This is a genomic window from Streptomyces sp. NPDC018031 (assembly GCF_044327625.1).
Lineage (GTDB): Bacteria > Actinomycetota > Actinomycetes > Streptomycetales > Streptomycetaceae > Streptomyces.
This window is the reverse complement of sequence record NZ_JBIRFT010000012.1, coordinates 145208-163588: the sequence shown is the minus strand read 5'-3', so window position 1 is coordinate 163588 and position 18381 is coordinate 145208. Positions and strand designations below refer to the sequence as shown.

Annotated in this window: 14 protein-coding genes; 10 read left to right on the top strand and 4 right to left on the bottom strand. The window is 74.7% G+C overall.

What is annotated here, in order from left to right; translation table 11 throughout:
- The first annotated feature begins 171 nt into the window (after window positions 1–171).
- On the top strand, window positions 172–1272 hold the full coding sequence (locus tag ACH4B3_RS24515; protein ID WP_398466051.1) for a cation diffusion facilitator family transporter: 1101 nt from the start codon (window positions 172–174) through the stop codon (window positions 1270–1272).
- A gap of 96 nt (window positions 1273–1368) precedes the next feature.
- Here the strand turns inward: ACH4B3_RS24515 and ACH4B3_RS24510 are convergent, their stop codons facing one another.
- Window positions 1369–3405 carry a heavy metal translocating P-type ATPase gene (locus ACH4B3_RS24510; RefSeq protein WP_398466049.1) on the bottom strand — a complete coding sequence of 679 codons (2037 nt, stop codon included), beginning with the start codon at window positions 3403–3405 and terminating at the stop codon, window positions 1369–1371.
- 100 nt (window positions 3406–3505) lie between these two features.
- Between ACH4B3_RS24510 and ACH4B3_RS24505 the strand changes: the two genes are divergently transcribed.
- Window positions 3506–3868, top strand: a complete 363-nt coding sequence (locus tag ACH4B3_RS24505) for an ArsR/SmtB family transcription factor (protein WP_398466047.1) — start codon at window positions 3506–3508, stop codon at window positions 3866–3868.
- Between the two features lie 49 nt (window positions 3869–3917).
- Here ACH4B3_RS24505 and ACH4B3_RS24500 read toward each other — a convergent pair whose 3' ends face one another.
- Window positions 3918–5354: a lipase maturation factor family protein gene (locus tag ACH4B3_RS24500; RefSeq protein ID WP_398466045.1), complete on the bottom strand. Its 1437-nt coding sequence runs from the start codon at window positions 5352–5354 to the stop codon at window positions 3918–3920.
- Between the two features lie 390 nt (window positions 5355–5744).
- Here ACH4B3_RS24500 and ACH4B3_RS24495 point away from each other — a divergent pair, with 390 nt between their 5' ends.
- The 6 genes from ACH4B3_RS24495 to ACH4B3_RS24470 all read left to right on the top strand — a co-directional run bounded on the left by ACH4B3_RS24495 (window position 5745) and on the right by ACH4B3_RS24470 (window position 12490).
- A complete protein-coding gene (locus ACH4B3_RS24495) occupies window positions 5745–6029 on the top strand; it encodes a hypothetical protein (protein WP_398466043.1) in 285 nt (94 codons plus the stop codon).
- Complete coding sequence (locus ACH4B3_RS24490) at window positions 6026–7306, top strand: MFS transporter (RefSeq protein ID WP_398466041.1); 1281 nt, start codon at window positions 6026–6028, stop codon at window positions 7304–7306. The genes ACH4B3_RS24495 and ACH4B3_RS24490 overlap by 4 nt, the downstream gene beginning before the upstream one ends.
- A 90-nt stretch (window positions 7307–7396) precedes the next feature.
- Window positions 7397–9004, top strand: a complete 1608-nt coding sequence (locus ACH4B3_RS24485; RefSeq protein WP_398466039.1) for an ABC transporter substrate-binding protein — start codon at window positions 7397–7399, stop codon at window positions 9002–9004.
- Window positions 9001–9954: an ABC transporter permease gene (locus ACH4B3_RS24480; RefSeq protein WP_398466037.1), complete on the top strand. Its 954-nt coding sequence runs from the start codon at window positions 9001–9003 to the stop codon at window positions 9952–9954. Before ACH4B3_RS24485 ends, ACH4B3_RS24480 begins: the two co-directional genes overlap by 4 nt.
- Window positions 9955–10082: 128 nt before the next feature.
- Window positions 10083–10961: an ABC transporter permease gene (locus ACH4B3_RS24475; RefSeq protein WP_398466152.1), complete on the top strand. Its 879-nt coding sequence runs from the start codon at window positions 10083–10085 to the stop codon at window positions 10959–10961.
- Complete coding sequence (locus ACH4B3_RS24470) at window positions 10958–12490, top strand: ABC transporter ATP-binding protein (RefSeq protein WP_398466035.1); 1533 nt, start codon at window positions 10958–10960, stop codon at window positions 12488–12490. The genes ACH4B3_RS24475 and ACH4B3_RS24470 overlap by 4 nt, the downstream gene beginning before the upstream one ends.
- A gap of 118 nt (window positions 12491–12608) precedes the next feature.
- Here the strand turns inward: ACH4B3_RS24470 and ACH4B3_RS24465 are convergent, their stop codons facing one another.
- Window positions 12609–13175: a putative glycolipid-binding domain-containing protein gene (locus tag ACH4B3_RS24465; protein ID WP_398466033.1), complete on the bottom strand. Its 567-nt coding sequence runs from the start codon at window positions 13173–13175 to the stop codon at window positions 12609–12611.
- Between the two features lie 94 nt (window positions 13176–13269).
- Here ACH4B3_RS24465 and ACH4B3_RS24460 point away from each other — a divergent pair, with 94 nt between their 5' ends.
- Entirely contained in the window at window positions 13270–15756 is a 2487-nt protein-coding gene (locus tag ACH4B3_RS24460) for an ABC transporter (protein ID WP_398466031.1), read from the top strand.
- Here the strand turns inward: ACH4B3_RS24460 and ACH4B3_RS24455 are convergent.
- Entirely contained in the window at window positions 15699–17162 is a 1464-nt protein-coding gene (locus ACH4B3_RS24455) for an amino acid permease (protein ID WP_398466029.1), read from the bottom strand. The genes ACH4B3_RS24460 and ACH4B3_RS24455 overlap by 58 nt on opposite strands.
- A 189-nt stretch (window positions 17163–17351) precedes the next feature.
- Between ACH4B3_RS24455 and ACH4B3_RS24450 the strand changes: the two genes are divergently transcribed.
- Window positions 17352–18242, top strand: coding sequence for an Fpg/Nei family DNA glycosylase (locus ACH4B3_RS24450; protein ID WP_398466027.1), 891 nt, complete (start codon window positions 17352–17354; stop codon window positions 18240–18242).
- Window positions 18243–18381: the final 139 nt, after the last annotated feature.

Below are 18381 nucleotides of genomic sequence, written 5' to 3'. Positions count from 1 at the left end.
CACCGGGGCGCCGGTTCACCCGCCTGGCACACGAGAATGAAAACAATTCTCGTTCCTGAATTCCCGGGGTTCCATAACCTTTATCGATAACCGTCTCCATTGCAGCCTTTGAAGAACTCCGGGAAATGCTGTTCACTGACGCTGTCCTGATGGCGATTCAAGGAGGCGAGGGTGGGCGCTCACCCGCACGAAGACCCGCACGGCCAGGGGCCGGCGGCCCGGCGGGAAACCCGAAAAGGTCATCCGAAGGGCTCCGGAAGCGGCCACCAGCATGGCCATGGTCCGCATGGAAGCGCAGGTCACACGCATGGCGTCGCGGCGGACGCGGACCGCCGCTGGCTGGGTCTCGCGCTCGCTCTGATCACCGGGTTCATGGCGGTGGAGGTCGTCATCGGCCTGCTCGCCCGTTCGGTCGCCCTCATGGCGGACGCCGCCCATATGCTCACCGACGCGGTGGCCATCGTGCTGGCGCTCATCGCGATACGGCTCGCCGCCCGGCCCGCCCGCGGAGGATTCACTTACGGCCTCAAAAGGGCGGAGATTCTTTCCGCCCAGGCGAACGGGCTGTCGCTGCTGCTGCTGGGCGGTTTTCTCGGCTATGAATCGGTGACCCGGCTGATGGATCCCCCCGAGGTCAACGGCGCCATGGTGCTGGCGACCGGGCTCGCGGGGGTGGCGGTGAACATAGCCGCCGCCTGGTGCCTGTCGCGGGCCAACCGCTCGTCGCTCAACGTCGAGGGCGCCTTCCAGCACGTCCTCAACGACCTCTACGCCTTCATCGGCACCGCGATCTCCGGCCTGGTGGTGCTGCTGACCGGATTCGCCCGCGCCGACGCCATCGCCTCCCTGGTCGTGGTCGCCCTGATGCTCAAGGCCGGGCTGGACCTGGTCCGCGCGTCCGGCCGGATCCTGCTGGAAGCCGCCCCGGCCGAGGTGGAGCCGGACGAGGTGGGTGACCGGATGGTCGGCCACGCCCGGGTGGCGGAGGTGCACGACCTGCACGTCTGGCAGATCACGTCGGGTGAGGTGTCGCTGTCCGCCCATGTCCTGGTCGCCCCGGACGGCGACTGCCACGCGGTGCGCCAGGAACTGGAGACCCTGCTGCGGGCCGAGTACGGCATCACCCACACCACCTTGCAGGTGGACCATGTGCGGGACAACGCCGTGGAGTGGACACCGGCTCCGCCGGCCGACGCCGGGACCGACGCGGCGCACTGCCCCGCGGCGCACGGGCCGGTGCACCGGGCGGCGGCGGCTTCCCCGGCCGGCTGACCGGCCCGGGCTCCGGCCCCCGGACGGGTACCGGTACGGGCCCCGCTCAGCACGAGCGGGGCCCGTCCGCCGTCCCGGGAGCACGCCGCCGGGGTGTCACACCGCCCGGTGGACCGGATCCGGGGCCGCGCACGCGCCGCGCCACGCCGACTCCCGCAGCAACCGCAGCCCGTTGAGCCCGACCAGCACCGTCGATCCCTCGTGGCCCGCGACGCCGAGCGGCAGCGGCAGGTGCCCGGCCAGGTCCCACACCACCAGGACGCCGATGCACACCGAGGCGATCACCAGGTTCTGGACGACCAGCCGGCGGGCCCGCCGGGACAGCGCGACGACCGCGGGCACGGTGGCGAGTTCATCGCGGACCACCACCGCGTCGGCGGTCTCCAGGGCGAGGTCCGAGCCCGCCCGGCCCATCGCCACACCGCTGTGCGCAGCGGCCAGTGCCGGGGCGTCGTTGACCCCGTCCCCCACCACTAGCACCTTCTCGCCGGCCGCGGTCCATTCACGGACCGCGGTCACCTTGTCCTCGGGCAGCAGCCCGGCGCGGACGCGGCCGATGCCCGCCTCGGCGGCGACGCCCGCCGCGGCCCGCTCGTGGTCACCGGTCAGCAGAACGGGCGGGGTGCCGGTCAGTCGCTCCAGCGCGGACACGGCCGAGGCCGCGCCGGGCCGGAGCCGGTCGCTGAGCGAGAGCACGGCCACCGGTGCGCCGTCGACCAGCAGCACGACGGCCGTGTGGCCGGCCGCCTCGGCCTCGGCGACCGCCCGCCGGGCCGGTTCGCGCAGCGACCCGCCCGGTCCGGGGTCCGGCGCGCCGTCCTCCTCGGCCAGCACGGCGGCCGGCCGCCCGATCTCGACCTTGCGGCCGCCGACCACCGCGGAGACCCCGCGGCCGGGCACCGAACGGAACTCCGCCGCGTCCGCCGGGGCCAGGCCGCGCTCCCGGGCGGCAGCCACCACCGCGCGGGCCAGCGGGTGCTCGCTGGGGTGCTCGGCGGCGGCGGCGAGCGCCAGCGCCCGTGCCTCGTCGAAGCCCGAGCCGGCCACCACCCGTACCTCGGTGACCCGCGGCGTGCCCTCGGTGAGCGTGCCGGTCTTGTCCAGCGCGACCCGGGTCACCTCGCCCAGCCGCTCCATCACCACCGCCGACTTCACCAGCACACCGTGGCGTCCGGCGTTGGCGATGGCGGACAGCAGCGGCGGCATGGTGGCCAGTACCACCGCGCACGGGGACGCCACGATCATGAACGTCATGGCGCGCAGCAGGGTGGGGGTGAAGTCCGCCCCGAAGGCGAGCGGCACCGTGAACAGCGCGAGGGTGGCGAGGACCACGCCGACCGAGTAGCGCTGCTCGATCCGCTCGATGAACAGCTGGGTGGGCGCCTTGGTCGCGCCGGCCTCCTCCACCATCGCCACGATCCTGGCGATGACGGACTCCGAGGCGTCCCGGCCGACCCGCACCCGCAGCGCCCCGGTGCCGTTGAGGGTGCCGGCGAACACCTCGTCACCGACGCTCTTGGGTACCGGCAGCGGCTCGCCGGTGATGCCGGCCTGGTCCACCTCGCCGGCCCCGCCGGTCACCGTGCCGTCGGCGGGCAGCCGCTCGCCCGGGCGCACCAGTACGGTGTCGCCCACCCGCAGCCGCGCCACCGGGACGGTCTCCTCGGTGGAGGTGCCGCCGGAGCCGGTGATCCGGACCGCCATCGCGGGCGCCAGGTCCAGCAGGCCGCGCACCGAGGCGGCGGTCCGCTCGGTGGCCAGTGCCTCCAGCGCACCGGAGACGGCGAAGATCACGATGAGCAGGCCGCCGTCGAGGAACTGGCCGATCGCCGCGGCGCCGAGCGCGGCGACGACCATCAGCAGGTCGACGTCGAGCGTCCGCTCCCGCAGCGCGCGCAGCCCGGCCCAGCCCGGCTCCCACCCGCCGGCCGCGTAGCACAGCGCGTAGAGGGGGCCCCAGGCCCAGGCCGGGGCGCCCGCCAGGTCGAGCGGGAAGGCGAGCAGGAAGGCCAGCGCGGACAGCGCGGCCCAGCGCACCTCGGGGAGAGCGGTGGGGCGGGCCCGGTGCGCACCGCCCGGCACCGGACGGTCCGGGGCGGGGGTGGGCCGGTCCTCGACCAGCTCGGCTGTCATCGCGGCGTACCTCTTTCCGGTTGCTGAGGCGGGGGAGGGCACCACCATAGCGGAACATATGAAGAGGTCTTCAAGTGTTGACACAGATACGATGACCTGCATGGGACACGGAGCCGATGGCCGCACCACTCCGGCCGTACTGCTGGACGCGGATTCCGCGGCCACCATCGCCGCCACCTTGCAGGCGCTGGCCACCCCGTCGCGGCTGATGATCCTCACCCGGCTCCGCCAGGGGCCGTGCGCGGTCACCGAACTCGCCGACGCGGTGGGCATGGAGCAGTCGGCGGTCTCCCACCAGCTCCGGCTGCTGCGAGCCCTGGGCCTGGTCACCGGGTCGCGCCAGGGGCGGCGGATCGTCTACAGCCTCTACGACAACCATGTCGCGCAACTGCTGGACGAGGCCGTCTACCACATCGAACACCTGCGGCTGGGCGCGCGCGACCTGCCCCCCGACGCGGGCTGAAGCACCGCCGTGCGCCCGCGGCGCCCCGGCCCGTCCCGCGGCGCCCGGACTAGCGCCGCACGCGCCCCGCCCGGACCGGCGGCAGGAACTCCCGCACCAGGGTCCGGTGCCACCAGGCGCCGGTGGCGCGCCGTTCCCGCCAGGTGGTGAAGCGGTACAGGTACAGCCGGGCCCGGATCTGCGACGGCGGCGTCCCGGGGAACGGATTGACGCGCAGCAGGCGCAGGGTGTCCCGGTCGTTCTCCAGCAGTCTGCCGACCAGCGGCTCGAACCACGGGCGGGCGTAGGCAGGGGAGAGTGCGGCGAACCACATCATCCAGTCCAGCCGCAGGTGGTAGGGCGCGTACTGACGGGGCATCCGGCGCACGTCGCCGGGCTTCCCCTTGAACTCGTACTCCCGCCACACCGTCCCCGGCGTGACGACCCGGTCGGCCGTCCCCTCGATCACGATCTCCTGCCGGGTGCGGCTGATGCTGCCGAAGGCCCCGTAGGTGTTGACCAGGTGGAGCGAGGTGAAGGAGTAGTTCATCAGCTGCCGGCCGGAGAGCAGATTGCGGACCGGCCAGTAACTGAGTACCGCCACCAGCGCCACCAGGGCCCACACCAGCACCTCGTACCACACGGGGGGACCGGGCAGGTCGCGTGGACCGGGCAGTCCCAGAGCGTCGGCCGCCCGGCGTCCGTCGACCGCGGAGAGCGCCAGCAGGATCGTCAGCCAGTTCAGCCAGGAGAAGTTCCCGGACAGCACCAGCCACAACTGGGTGACGACGATCAGCCCGGCCGCCGCGCCCGCGACCGGCTGCGGGGTGAACAGCAGGACGGGCACCACGAGTTGGGCGACATGGTTGGCCGCCGTCTCCACCCGGTGCAGCGGCCGCGGCAGACGGTGGAAGAACCAGCTCAGCGGGCCCGGCATGGGCTGCGTCTCGTGGTGGTAGTACAGGCAGGTGAGATCGCGCCAGCAGCGGTCCCCGCGCATCTTGATCAGTCCGGCGCCGAACTCCACCCGGAACAGCAGCCAGCGCAGCAGCCACAGCACCAGCACCGGCGGCGCCACCTCGTCGTTGCCCAGGAAGACCGCCAGGAACCCGGTCTCCAGCAGCAGGGACTCCCAGCCGAAGCCGTACCAGAGCTGCCCCACGTTGACGATCGACAGGTACAGCAGCCACAGCAGCAGCCACATGCCCATCGCCACCGGCAGCGGCACGGCGTCGGCGGCCCCCACCGCCACCGCGGCTCCGAGCGCGGCGCCCAGCCAGGCACACCCGGCGAACAGCCGGTCGGAGTAGCGGAGCTGGAAGAGGCTGGGGGAGCGGCGGAACGGCACCCGCGCCGTGAACTCCGGCACCGGCAGCATCCCGCGTTCCCCGATCAGCGCCCGGAACTGCAGTGCCGCGGCGAGGAAGGCCACCACGTAGAGGGCGGCCAGCCCTCGCTGGAAGACCAGCCGGCTCAGCCAGTAGTCGGACGAGGTGAACCACTCCATGCCGGCCGCTCCTCGGGGCACCTGTGCTGCGCCGTCCGGTCATCCCTACCACCGGCGGTGCCTGGCGGCACGGCGGGGCGCGGGCCGGGCCCCGGGGCGTTGACCCTCCCGGGCGAACGCGGCACCCGCGGCCCCGGCCCTCCGGGGATCCCGGAACCGGGTGCCGCCGCGGCACGCCGGGGCCCCCGTGGCCCCGGCGGGCGGCCGGGCCGGCGGTTTCGCAGGTGAGAGCGGAGGGCGGTGGGGCCTGGGGTCCATCCCGTCAGATGACAATGAAAATGATTATCGATAACGTTGGCCATCGATCGACACGAGGTCCGCACCCCCGAGGGGTTCCTCCGGCATGCCCGGAACCCGACCTCCGACACCGCACCGAGACGAAGGAGAGCCGTGGGTCATCCGCCGATGGTCGCGAGCCGGGCCGGGGCACCGGGCCGGGCCGAAGCCGCCGGAACCCGCACCGTGGCCCCCGGCGGCCACTCCGCGGACGCCCGCGCCGACCGCGCCCACCAGGTCGACCGGGTCGACCGGAGCGGGCATCCACGGCCCCGCCACCCGCGGGACGGCACCGCCGGCGCCCACGGCACCGAACGCGTCAGCGACGACGCCGGACCGGGCGTGCGCCCCGCCGGCGCCGGAGCCCCCACCCACCGGCAGGGAGCGACCACACCGTGAAGACCTGGAGCGAGGTGCGCCGCCAGCCCCGCGCCATCCGCCTCCTGCTGATCAACCAGCTCGGCGTCAACACCGGCTTCTACCTGCTCGTCCCGTACCTCGCCACGCACCTCGGCCAGGACCTGGGCATGTCCGCGGCCGTGGTCGGCATCGTGCTGGGCGTCCGCAACCTCAGCCAGCAGGGGCTGTTCATCGTGGGCGGATCGGCGGCCGACCGGCTCGGCGCGCGCGGCGTCATCATCGCCGGGTGCGCGCTGCGGACCGTCGGCTTCACGCTGTTCGCCCTCGGCGACGGGCTGCCGGTGCTGCTCGCCGCCTCGGTGCTCAGCGGTCTGGCCGGCGCGCTGTTCAACCCGGCCGTGCGCGTCTACCTGGCCCAGGAGGCGGGGGAGCGCAAGGCCGAGGTGTTCGCGCTGTTCAACGTCTTCGCCACCACCGGCGCCCTGCTCGGCCCGCTGCTCGGCAGCGCCCTGCTGCTGGTGGACTTCCGCGCCGCCGCGCTCACCGCCGCGGGGATCTTCGCCGTCCTCACCGTCGGGCAGGCCCTGGTACTGCCCGCCCGGGAGGTTCCGCCGGCCACCGGCAGCGTGCTCGCCGACTGGCGCGAAGTCCTCGCCGACCGGGCGTTCCTGGCCTTCTCGCTCGCCATGGTCCCCCTGTTCACCATGGAGAACCAGCTCTATCTGCTGCTGCCCGACGGAGCCCGCCGGGCCACCGGCTGGGAGGGCGCGGCCGGCCTGGTCTTCCTCACCGGCACCGTCGCCAACCTCACCCTCCAGATGAGGACCACCCGCGCGCTGAAGAACCGCGGCCCCCGGCCCCGCTGGATCGCCTGCGGACTGGCCGTGATGGGACTGGCCTTCCTGCCCCCGATGGCCGTGGCCGGCGTCCGGGAACCCGACGGAGCGGGCCGGGCCGCGCTGGCGCTGCTGCCCGTGCTGCTGGGCACGCTGCTGCTCTACCTCGGCGTCATGATCGCCCAGCCGTTCGTGATGGAGCTGATACCGGCCTTCGGCCGTCCCGGGCTCACCGGCACCTACTTCGGCGTCTTCTACGTCGTGTCCGGGATCGCCGCGGCGGCCGGCAACACCGCGGTCGGCTGGGCGATGGACGCCGGCCGGACCGGCGCCCCCTGGCTGCCATGGCTGTGCTGCGCCTGCTCCGGGCTGGTCTCCGCGGCGGCCGTCGCCCGGCTGCACCGGCTGCGCGCCCTGCCGGCCGCCCCGCCGCCCGAGCCGGCCCCCGCGCGAGGAGCGGCGACCCGCTCCGGCCTCTGACTCCCCAAGCACCGCCGCCGGGGCCGCCGGTACGCCGCGCGCGACCGGCGCCGCCCCACCACGCACCACCCACCCCGTGAGGACGAACCCATGAACCGGAACCCCGAAGCCCCCGCCCCGTCCGCCGAAGAGGCCCGGCAGCTGCCCGGAGTGCACCGCCGCGGCTTCCTCGCCGCGACCGGCGCCGCCGGACTCGGCGCCCTCGCCCTGAGCGGGTGCGGCGGCCCCGACCGCGCCTCCGGGGGTGCCGGCGCCGGCAAGCCCCGGCGCGGCGGGCGGCTGCGCGCCGCGTTCGCCGGGGGCGGCGCCGGGGAGACACTCGATCCGCACCTCACCAACCTGTTCGCCGACGCCGCCCGCGCCAAGGCGCTCTTCGACAAGCTCGCCGACCACGGGTCCGACATGGCCGCGGTGCCCCGGCTCGCGTCCGGCTGGGAGCCCGGCGCCACCCTGGACCGCTGGACCGTCACCCTGCGCGCGGCCACCTTCCACAACGGCAAGCCGGTCACCGCCGAGGACGTCCTGTACAGCTACCGGCGCATCGCCGACCCGAAGAAGACCTACCGGGCCAGGGCGTCGCTGGAACCCATCGACCTGGACGCCAGCCGCGCCACCGGTCCCCGCACCGTGGAGTTCCGGCTGAAGCGCCCCACCGCCGAATTCCCCAACGTCCTCGCGGCCTTCGGCGCCTACATCGTCCCCGAGGGCGCCGAGGAGTTCGACCGCCGGCCCATCGGCTCCGGGCCGTTCCGCTTCGTCTCCTTCGCTCCGGGCCGGTCCACCCTCCTCCGGCGCAACGACGACTACTGGGACGGCGCCCCGCACCTGGACGAGCTGGAGTTCATCGTCGCCAACGAGGAATCCGCCCGGGTCAACGCGCTGCTGGGCGGGCAGGTGGAGTACGCCCACGAACTCAACCCGGCCACCGCCCGTGCCCACGAGGGCAACGGCCGGATCGACATCGTCCGGCTCCGCAACAGCTCCATGCAGGCGTTCGCCCTCAAGACCGACCGCGCCCCCTTCGACGACAGGCGGGTCCGGCAGGCGTTCTTCCTCATCGCCGACCGCGCGGAACTGGTCGCCGGTGCCCTGTCCGGAGCCGGCGAGATCGGCAACGACCTGTTCGGCAAGGGGTACCAGTACTACGCCGACGCGCTGCCGCAGCGCGAACAGGACCTGGACCGGGCCCGCCACCTGCTCCGGCAGGCGGGCGCCGAAGACCTGCGCGTCACCCTCGACACCTCCACCGTGGCCGCCGGATTCACCGAAGCGGCCGGCATCTTCCGCGACCAGGCGGCCAAGGCCGGCGTGCGGATCAAGGTCAGGACGGGCAGCAAGGACAGCTACTGGAGCGACATCCTCGACTCCGGCACCATGTGCTGCTACCGCTCCGGCGCCATGCCCATCGAGGCGCACATCTCCCAGCGGCTGCTCACCGGCTCCACCACCAACGCCACCCACTGGAAGCACCGGGACTTCGACGCCCTCTACCAGCAGGCGCAGTCCACCGAGGACGCCCGGGAACGGGCCGGGGTGTACGAGCGGATGCAGCGCCGTCTGCACACCGAAGGCGGTTTCCTGGTCTGGGGCTTCGCCGACTGGATCGTCGGCACCGCGCGCAACGTCGGCGGCGTCCGGCGGGACGCACCGGCCAACACCCTGGACTGGGCCCGCTTCGACACGGTGTGGCTCGGGTGAGCGATCTGCGCTCCTGGCTGGTGCGCCGGCTGGTCCTCGGGGTGCTGCAGATCGCGGCCGTGGTGCTGCTGGTCTTCGCGCTCACCGAGGCCCTGCCCGGTGACGCCGCCACCTCGCTCGCCGCCGACCAGCCCGACCCCGAACGCGTCGCGGCGCTCCGCCGGGCGCTGGAGCTGGACCGGCCCGCCCACGAGCGGTTCGCCGACTGGGCGGCCGGACTGCTCCGCGGCGACCTCGGCACCTCGCTCGCCTCCGGCCGCCCGGTCACCGGATACCTGTCCGGCGGCTTCGGCCCCAGCCTGCTGCTGGCCACCCTCACCCTGGCGCTGCTGGTGCCCGTGGCGGTCGGACTCGGAGTGCTGGCCGCCCGCCACGAGGGCGGCCGGGCGGACCGGCTGATCAGCTCCGTCACCCTGGGCGTCTACGCGGTGCCCGAGTTCGCCTTCGGCGTGCTGCTGGTGACCGTGTTCGCGCTGCGTCTGGACTGGCTGCCGCCCACGGCCGTCGGCTACGGCACCGACCTGGCCGCCCACCCGGCGGTGCTGGTCCTCCCGGTGCTCGTCCTGCTCTCCCGGCCGGTGTGCTCGATCAGCCGCCTGGTACGGGCCGGCATGATCGACGCACTGGCCTCGCCGTACGTCGCCCAGGCGCGCCGCTACGGCATCCCGGGGGCGCGCGTGCGGTACGCCCACGCCCTGCCCAACGCGGTGGTGCCGGCCGCCCAGCAACTCGCCCGTACCGTGGACTGGCTGCTGTGCGGAGTGATCGTGGTGGAGGCGCTGTTCGCCATTCCCGGCCTCGGCACCGTCCTGATGGACGCGGTGGCCGCCCGGGACGTGCCGGTGGTGCAAGGACTCGCCGTGGTCTTCGGCGTGTTCGCGGTCGTGCTCAACCTCGGCGCCGACCTGGTCACCCGCCGCCTCGCGCCCCGGGCGGGGGTGGCCGCGTGATCCGCGCCGGGCTGCGGCACCGGCCCGGGCCGGACGCCCCCGGCACTCCGGCGCGGACCGGCCGGTCCGGGCGCTGGCCGTCCGGGCCGGGCCGCTACGCGCTCGGTGCCGGTCTCGCGGGCGTACCGCTGCTGCTGGCCCTGCTGGGCCCGTTGTTCGCCGGCGAGCCGGGGAAGCGCGCGACCTCCTTCACCCTCGGCGGCGGCCATTGGCTCGGCACCGACTTCGTCGGCCGCGACGTGCTCCGGCAGGTGCTGCTCGGCGGCCAGTCGGTGGTCCTCGTCGCGCTGGCCGCGACCGTGCTCGCCTACGCCGTGGCGCTGCCGCTGGGCCTGGCCGCGGCCCTGACCCACCGGCGGTGGCTGGAGGAGGTGCTGATGCGGCCGCTCGACGTGCTGCTGGCCGTGCCCTCGCTGCTGGCGGTGCTGCTCGTCGCCTCGGTCTACGCGCCCGGGACGGCCGGCCTGGTCCTGCTGGTCGCCGTGGTCAACGTCCCCGACGCGGCCCGGATCGTCCGGGCCACCGCCGCGGAGGCCGCGGCCCGGCCGGCCGTGGAGGCACTGCGGATGCAGGGGGAGAGCCGGATCCGGATCGCCCTCGGCTACGTCGGACGCACCATGCTGCGCACCGTGGCCGCCGACGCGGGCGTCCGCCTCACCGGTGTGCTCTACCTGGTGGCGACCGCGGCCTTCCTCGGGGTGGGGGTGGAACCGGACGCCGCCGACTGGGCGGTGATGGTGGACCGCAACCGGACCGGCCTGTTCGTGCAGCCCTGGGCGGTCGTGGTGCCCGCCCTGCTGATCGTGGCCCTCTCGATGGGCACCAACCTGCTCTTCGACGCCGCACTGGCGGGCCGGGACGCCACCCGGCGGCAGGAGCCCGCGGCCGGCGCCGCCCGGCCCGCACCGGGCGGGACGGCCGGGGACCCGCGGACCGCGGCCCCGGGCGGTGACCGGGGACCGGGCGGAAACCGTCCGGCAGACGAACGAGAGGAGACCCGCCGGTGAGCGAGGTGGCTCGGGTCACGGACCTGCGCGTGGAGATCGGCGGCCGGGCGATCGTCGACGGAGTGAGCCTGACCGTCCGGCCGGGCACGGTGACCGCCCTGGTCGGTGCGTCCGGCAGCGGCAAGACGACGACCGGCCTGGCCCTGCTCGGCGAGTACCCGCCCGGGGCCCGGGTCTCCGGCCGGGTCCGGGTGGCGGACGGCGCGGTCGGCTACGTGCCGCAGCATCCCGCGGCGGTGCTCAACCCCACCCGGCGGGTGGGCGCGCTGCTCCACGACATCGCCCGGACCCGAACGCGCGGACTGCCCCGCGGCCGGCGGCGGACGGCGGCCCGGGACAGCGTGCTGCGCGCCTTGCGGGCCGCCCAGCTGCCGGACGGCGAGGAACTGCTGCGCCGCCACCCCCACCAGCTCTCGGGCGGCCAGCAGCAGCGCGTGGTCATCGCCCAGGCGCTGCTGCTCGGCGCCCGGGTGGTGGTCGCCGACGAACCCACCACCGGTCAGGACGCGCTGACCAAGCAGCGGATCGTCGGGGAACTCGCGGCGGTCGCCGCGCGGGGCATCGCGGTGGTCCTGCTCAGCCACGACCTGGACGTGGTCCGGCAACTGGCCGACGACGTGCTGGTGATGCGGGACGGCAAGGTGGTGGAGTCCGGCCCGGCGGAGCGGATCCGGCTCGCCCCGCGGCACCCGTGGACCCGGGAACTCCTCGCCGCCGAACGGCCGGGGCCCCGGCCGCCGGACCCGCCGCGCGCCCCGGGCCCGGCCGTCCTGAGGCTGCGCGGCGTCACCGCGCGGCACGGCCGGGCGACCGTACTGCGCGACGCCACCCTCACGGTGCGGGCGGGGGAGTTCCTGGCCGTCGTCGGACGGTCCGGCAGCGGCAAGACCACCCTGGCCCGGTGCATGGCGGGGCTCCACCGCGACCAGAAGGGCGAGCTCACCCTGGACGGCCGTCCGCTGCCGCCCGCCCTGCGCCGCCGCAGCCGTGAACAGCTCGCCGCGGTGCAGTACGTCTTCCAGGACGCCAGGGCCGCCTTCGACGAGTACCGCCCGGTGCTGGACCAGGTGGCCCGTACGGCGGTACGGCTGCGCGGCCGGCCCCGCGCCGAGGCGACCGCCGAGGCGCTGCGGACGCTGGACGGCGTGGGTCTCGGCGCGGGACCCGCCCGGCGGCGGCCCGGTGAGCTGTCCGGCGGCGAACTCCAGCGCGCCGCGCTGGCCCGCGCCCTGCTGGCCGGGCCCCGGGTGCTGATCTGCGACGAGATCACCTCCGGCCTGGACGCGGTCACCCGGCGCGAGGTCCTCGCGCTGCTGGACCGGCTGCGCCGGGAGCACCGCGAGATGGCGGTGGTGCTCATCACCCATGACCTGGACACCGCGGCACCGGCCGGACGGGTCGCCGTGCTCGACGGCGGGGAGATCGTCGAACAGGGCCCGGCCGCCCGGGTGCTCGCCCGGCCCGCCCACCCGTTCACCGCGCGGCTGGTGGCGGCGGCGTCGGCGGGCCGTGCGGTCCCGGGCGCCTGACCGCCCCGCCCTCGCCGCACCGGTCCCCGCGCCCCTTCCGGCCGTGCCCCCGGGCGCGCCCCGGGGGCCGGGCGTCCGGCGACGCCGGCTCCCCGGGCCGGCCCGGCCGCGGGCCGGCTCAGTCCGCGCGGAGCAGGTGGCCGACCCCGGGGTAGGTGAGCACCAGCCCGTCCCGGCCGAACTCGATGTCACTGGTGAAGTCGCCCGACGCGTACCGGACCCGGGCGCCGCGCTCGGTCAGCCCGACGTGGGTGTAGGTCTGCCGGGACGGCCGGACCGTCAGATCGGGGACCGACACCCAGGCCATCAGGAACTCCCGCTCGCCCGGCGTCGTCTGCAACTGGTGGCGCAGCGTGGGCATGGTGTTCGTCAGCGGGGACATCCCCAGGTCGCAGTCGAGCGCCCCCACCACCTCCGGCAGCGGCCTGCCGCCGATGCTCCACTCGCCGCCGTCGCGCCGCAGGTCCAGGCGGTTCCGGCCGGTGAGCGTCTCGGCCGTCACCTGCAGTCGCCGGGTCACATGGCCGTGCCCGGTCTCCAGCTCGTACGCCAGCCAGTACGGCTCCGGCTTCAGCCCGACCACCCGGCCGGTCGCCCGCAGCCCGGTGGCCGACAGGTCGATCCAGGCCGTCTCGTACCCACCGCTCCCGGTGACCGCCCAGGTCACCACACGCTGCTCGGTCATCGGTCCCCTCCTGGGCTGCCGCGGCGCGAGCGCGCCCGGCACGGCCGGAACACCGCCCCCGCGCAGGTTACCCGCATCGCCTAAGATCGCCTGGATGCCACCACATGACCCCTTCGTGCGGGTGCGCGGCGCCCGGGTGCACAACCTCCGGGGCGTCGACGTGGACATCCCGCGCGACGCCCTGGTCGTCTTCACCGGGGTGTCGGGATCCGGGAAGTCCTCGCTCGCCTTCGGCACCCTCTACGCCGAGGCGCAGCGCCGCTATCTGGAGTCCGTCGCGCCGTACGCCCGCCGGCTGATCCACCAGGTCGGCGCGCCCAAGGTCGAGGAGGTCACCGGACTGCCGCCCGCCGTGGCGCTGGAGCAGCGGCGCTCCGCCCCCACCACGCGGTCCAGCGTCGGCACCGTCACCGCCCTGTCCAACTCGCTGCGGATGCTGTTCTCCCGGGCCGGAAGCCACCCGGAAGGAGTAGCCGGGCGACTGGACTCCGACGCCTTCTCGCCGAACACCGCGGCCGGGGCCTGCCCCGAGTGCCACGGTCTGGGACGCGTCCACCGGGTCACCGAGGAGTCACTCGTCCCCGACCCCGCCCTCAGCATCCGGGAGGGGGCCGTCGCCGCTTGGCCAGGCGCCTGGCAGGGCAAGAACCTGCGGGACATCCTGGCCGCGCTCGGCCACGACGTCGACCGGCCCTGGCGGGACCTGCCCGCCGAGTCCCGCGAGTGGATCCTGTTCACCGACGACCAGCCGGTCGTCACGGTCCACCCGGTGCGCGAGGCGAACCGCATCCAGCGCCCGTACCAGGGCACGTACATGAGCGCCCGGCGCTATGTGCTGCACACCTTCGCCGACTCCAGGAGCCGGACGCTGCGCGCCCGCGTCCAGCGCTTCATGGTCAGCGCGCCCTGCCCCGCCTGCCACGGCAAGCGGCTGCGCCCCGAGGCGCTGGCGGTCACCTTCGCCGGGCACGACATCGCCACGCTGGCCGCCCTGCCGCTCACCGGCCTCGCCGAGACGCTGCGCCCGGCCGCCGACGGGGACGACGAGACCGCCGCCACGCTCGCCCGCGACCTGCTCGCCCGTATCGAGGTGCTCACCGAGCTGGGCCTGGGCCACCTCGCCACCGACCGCCCCACCCCGACCCTGTCGGACGGCGAGCTGCAGCGGCTGCGGCTGGCCACCCAGTTGCGCTCCGGGCTGTTCGGCGTGGTCTACGTCCTCGACGAGCCGTCGGCCGGACTGCACCCGGCGGACACCGACGCGCTGCTCACCGTGCTGGACCGGCTGAAGGCGGCCGGCAACACGCTCTTCCTCGTCGAGCACCACCTCGACGTGGTGCGCCGTGCCGACTGGGTGGTGGACGTCGGCCCGCTCGCCGGGGAGCACGGCGGGCAGGTGCTCTACAGCGGACCGGTCCCCGGGCTGGCCGCCGTGGAGGCCTCGGCGACCCGCCGCTGGCTCTTCCCCGGCCGCGCCGCCCCCGCCGCCCCCGCGCCGCGCGCCCCGGTGGGCCGGCTGGGCCTGCACGGGGTCACCCGGCACAATCTGCGCGGGGTGGACGCCGAGGTGCCGCTGGGGGTCCTCACCGCCGTCACCGGCGTCTCCGGGTCCGGCAAGTCGACGCTGATCTCCCAGGTGCTCGCCGAGGTGCTCGCCGCCCACCTGGGCGAGGCGCCCGGCGGCCCCGGGCCGGAGGACGCCCCGGCCGACGAGCCGCCGCCCACCACGGCCGCGGACCTGACGGCCGCCACCGGGCTGGACGCGGTCCAGCGGCTGGTGCGGGTCGACCAGAAGCCCATCGGCCGCACACCGCGCTCCAACCTCGCCACCTACACCGGACTCTTCGACGCGGTGCGCAAGGTGTTCGCCGCCACCGACGCCGCCCGTGCCCGCGGCTACACCGCCGGACGCTTCTCCTTCAACGTGGCCGGCGGCCGCTGCGAGACCTGCCAGGGGGAGGGCTTCGTCGCCGTCGAACTGCTCTTCCTGCCCGGTACCTACGCACCCTGCGCCGACTGCCGGGGGTCCCGCTACCACCCGGAGACGCTGGAGATCACCTACCGGGGAGCGACCGTCGCCGAGGTGCTCGCGATGACCGTGGACACGGCGGCCGGGTTCCTCGCCGACGTCCCGGCCGCGGCCCGCGCGCTGCGCACCCTGCGCGACGTCGGCCTGGGCTACCTCCGGCTGGGCCAGCCGGCGACCGAGCTGTCCGGCGGCGAGGCCCAGCGCATCAAGCTCGCCACCGAACTCCAGCGCACCCGCCGCGGCCACACCCTGTACCTGCTCGACGAACCCACCACCGGTCTGCACCCGGCCGACACCGAGCTGCTGCTGCGCCAGCTGCACGCCCTGGTGGACGCCGGCCACACCGTGGTGGTGGTCGAGCACGACATGGACGTGGTGGCCGGCGCCGACTGGGTCATCGACATGGGGCCCGGCGGCGGTGACGAGGGCGGCCGCGTCGTGGCCACCGGCACCCCCGCCGACGTCGCCCGCGGCGCGGCGGGCCCCACCGCCGGCTACTTGTCGGCGGCGCTCCGCTCGCGCTCGGCCACCGCCAGCACCGACCGCCGGTAGCCGTAGCCGAAGTAGATCACCGTGCCCAACGCGAACCACACCACGAACCGCACCCAGGTCTCCCACTGCAGATAGGTGATCAGCCAGATGGAGGAGCCCACCCCGACCAGCGGCACGAACGGCATCCACGGGCAGCGGAACTCACGCGGCAGGTCCGGACGGCGGTAGCGCAGCAGGATCACCGCCACGCACACCACCGCGAACGCCAGCAGAATGCCGATGTTCGTCAGCTCCGCCGCCTCGCCGATCTTCACGAAGCCGGCGATGGCCGCCGAGCCCACCCCCACGATCCAGGTCACCCGGGTGGGCACGTGCCGGGTGGGGTGGGTCTTGGCGAACCAGCGCGGGAGCAGCCCGTCGCGGCTCATGGAGAACCAGACCCGGGTGACGCCCAGCATGAACGTGAACATCACGGTGAGGATGCCGATGATCGCGCCGACCGCGATCACGTCGGCGACCCCGGTGAGGCCCACCGACTTGAACGCGGTGGAGAACCCGCTCTCCGGGTCGATCTCCGTGTAGTGCTGCATCCCGGTCAGCACCAGGCAGGCGAGCACGTACAGCACCATGGAGATGGCCAGCGAGTACAGGATCGCCTTGGGCATGTGCCGCTGGGCGTCCTTCGACTCCTCGGCCGCGGTGCTCATCGCGTCGTAGCCGAAGACCGCGAAGAACACCGTCGCCGCGCCGGTGAACGCACCGCCCACCCCGTACGGGAAGAACGGCGTGTAGTTGTCGGTCTCGATGTGGAAGAAGCCCACCACGATCACCAGCAGGACCACCGCGACCTTCAGCACCACGACCACCATCTCGAAGCGGGCCGCGCTCTGGATGCCCAGGTTGAGCAGGTAGGCCACGAACAGGCACAGCACCACCGCGAACAGGTCCACCTTGTGCCCCGCCCCGGTGCCCGGCGCGCCCAGCATCCAGGCGGGCAGCTCGGCGCCCGCCTCCTCCACCAGGAAGGAGAAGTAGCCGGAGATACCGATGGCCACCACCGCGACGATCGCGGTGTACTCCAGCAGCAGGTCCCAGCCGATGAACCAGCCCACGAACTCGCCCAGCACCGCATAGCCGTAGGTGTACGCCGAACCCGCCTTCGGGATCAGCCCGGCGAACTCCGCGTAGGAGAACGCGGCCGCCGCGCTCGCCACGCCCGCGATCAGGAAGGAGATGAGCACCGCCGGGCCGGCGGTGCCGTTGGCCACCGCGCCGGCCAGGGTGAAGATCCCGGCCCCGATGATGCCGCCCACCCCGATGGCGGTCAGCTGCCACAGCCCCAGGGTCCGGGTCAGCCGTTCGGTGGTCGCGCCCTCCGGTTCCTCGATGTGCTCGATCGGTTTGCGGCGCATCAGCCCCCGGCCGTGCTCCAGACTTCGATCAGGGGGGCTTCCGAACCCGGGCATATGTGTCCTCACCGCCGACGCCGACTGCTGACGGCGGCTCATGATGGAACAGCCCGGACGCCGAGTGAAGCCGCCGCGCGGTACCGCGCGGCCATGCCCACCGGACGACGGTCCGCCGACCCGGTGCCGGTGCCCGTGCCGCCGTGGCGCGCGGGTTGCCGGGGCGGCCCGCTGCGGCACACTGGTGCCATGCCGGAACTGCCCGAGGTCGAGGCCCTCACCCGGTTCCTCGCCGAGCACGCGGCCGGCCGGGAGATCGAGCGGGTGTACCCGGTCGCGGTGAGCGTGCTCAAGACCTACGATCCGCCGCTCACCGCCCTGGAGGGGCGGACGATCGCCGCGGTGGCCCGGCACGGCAAGTTCCTGGACCTCGCCACCGACGGCGGGCCGCACCTGGTGGTCCACCTGGCCCGGGCCGGCTGGCTGCGCTGGCGCACCGACCTGCCGGCGGCCCCGCCGCGCCCCGGCCGCGGCCCGCTGGCCCTGCGCACCGTGCTGGCCGGGGGTGGTTCCGGGCGGGGGCCGGCCGAGCGCAGCGGTTTCGATCTCACCGAGGCCGGTACCAGGAAGGGGCTCGCGGTGTACTGCGTGCCCGACCCCGGGCGGGTGCCGGGGATCGCCCGGCTGGGCCCGGACCCGCTGGAGGAGGCGTTCACCCAGGAGGTGTTCGCCGGGCTGCTGCGCGGAGTGCGCCACCGGATCAAGGGAGTGCTGCGCGACCAGTCCGTCGTCGCCGGCATCGGCAACGCCTACTCCGACGAGATCCTGCACGCCGCCCGCATGTCGCCGTTCCGGGTGGCCGCGGACCTCACCGAGGCGGAGACCGCCACCGTGTACCGGGCGCTGCGCACCACCCTGGCCGAGGCGGTGGAGCGGTCCCGCGGGCTCGCCGCCGGGGAGCTGAAGGCGGAGAAGCGGACGGGGCTGCGGGTGCACGGCCGGACCGGGCAGCCCTGCCCGGTGTGCGGCGACACCGTCCGCGAGGTGTCCTACCGGGACTCCTCGCTCCAGTACTGCCCGACCTGCCAGACCGGTGGCAAGCCGCTGGCGGACCGGCGGATGTCCCGGCTGCTGAAGTAGCCCGGGCGCGTCCCGGGGTCCGGTGGCCGAACCGGACCGGACCGGGCCGTGCGGGGCCGGGCGCGGGGGGGGGCGCCCCCCCCCCCCCCCCCGCCCCCGGCCCGCCCCCCCCCCCCCCCCCCCGGGGCGCCCCCCGAAG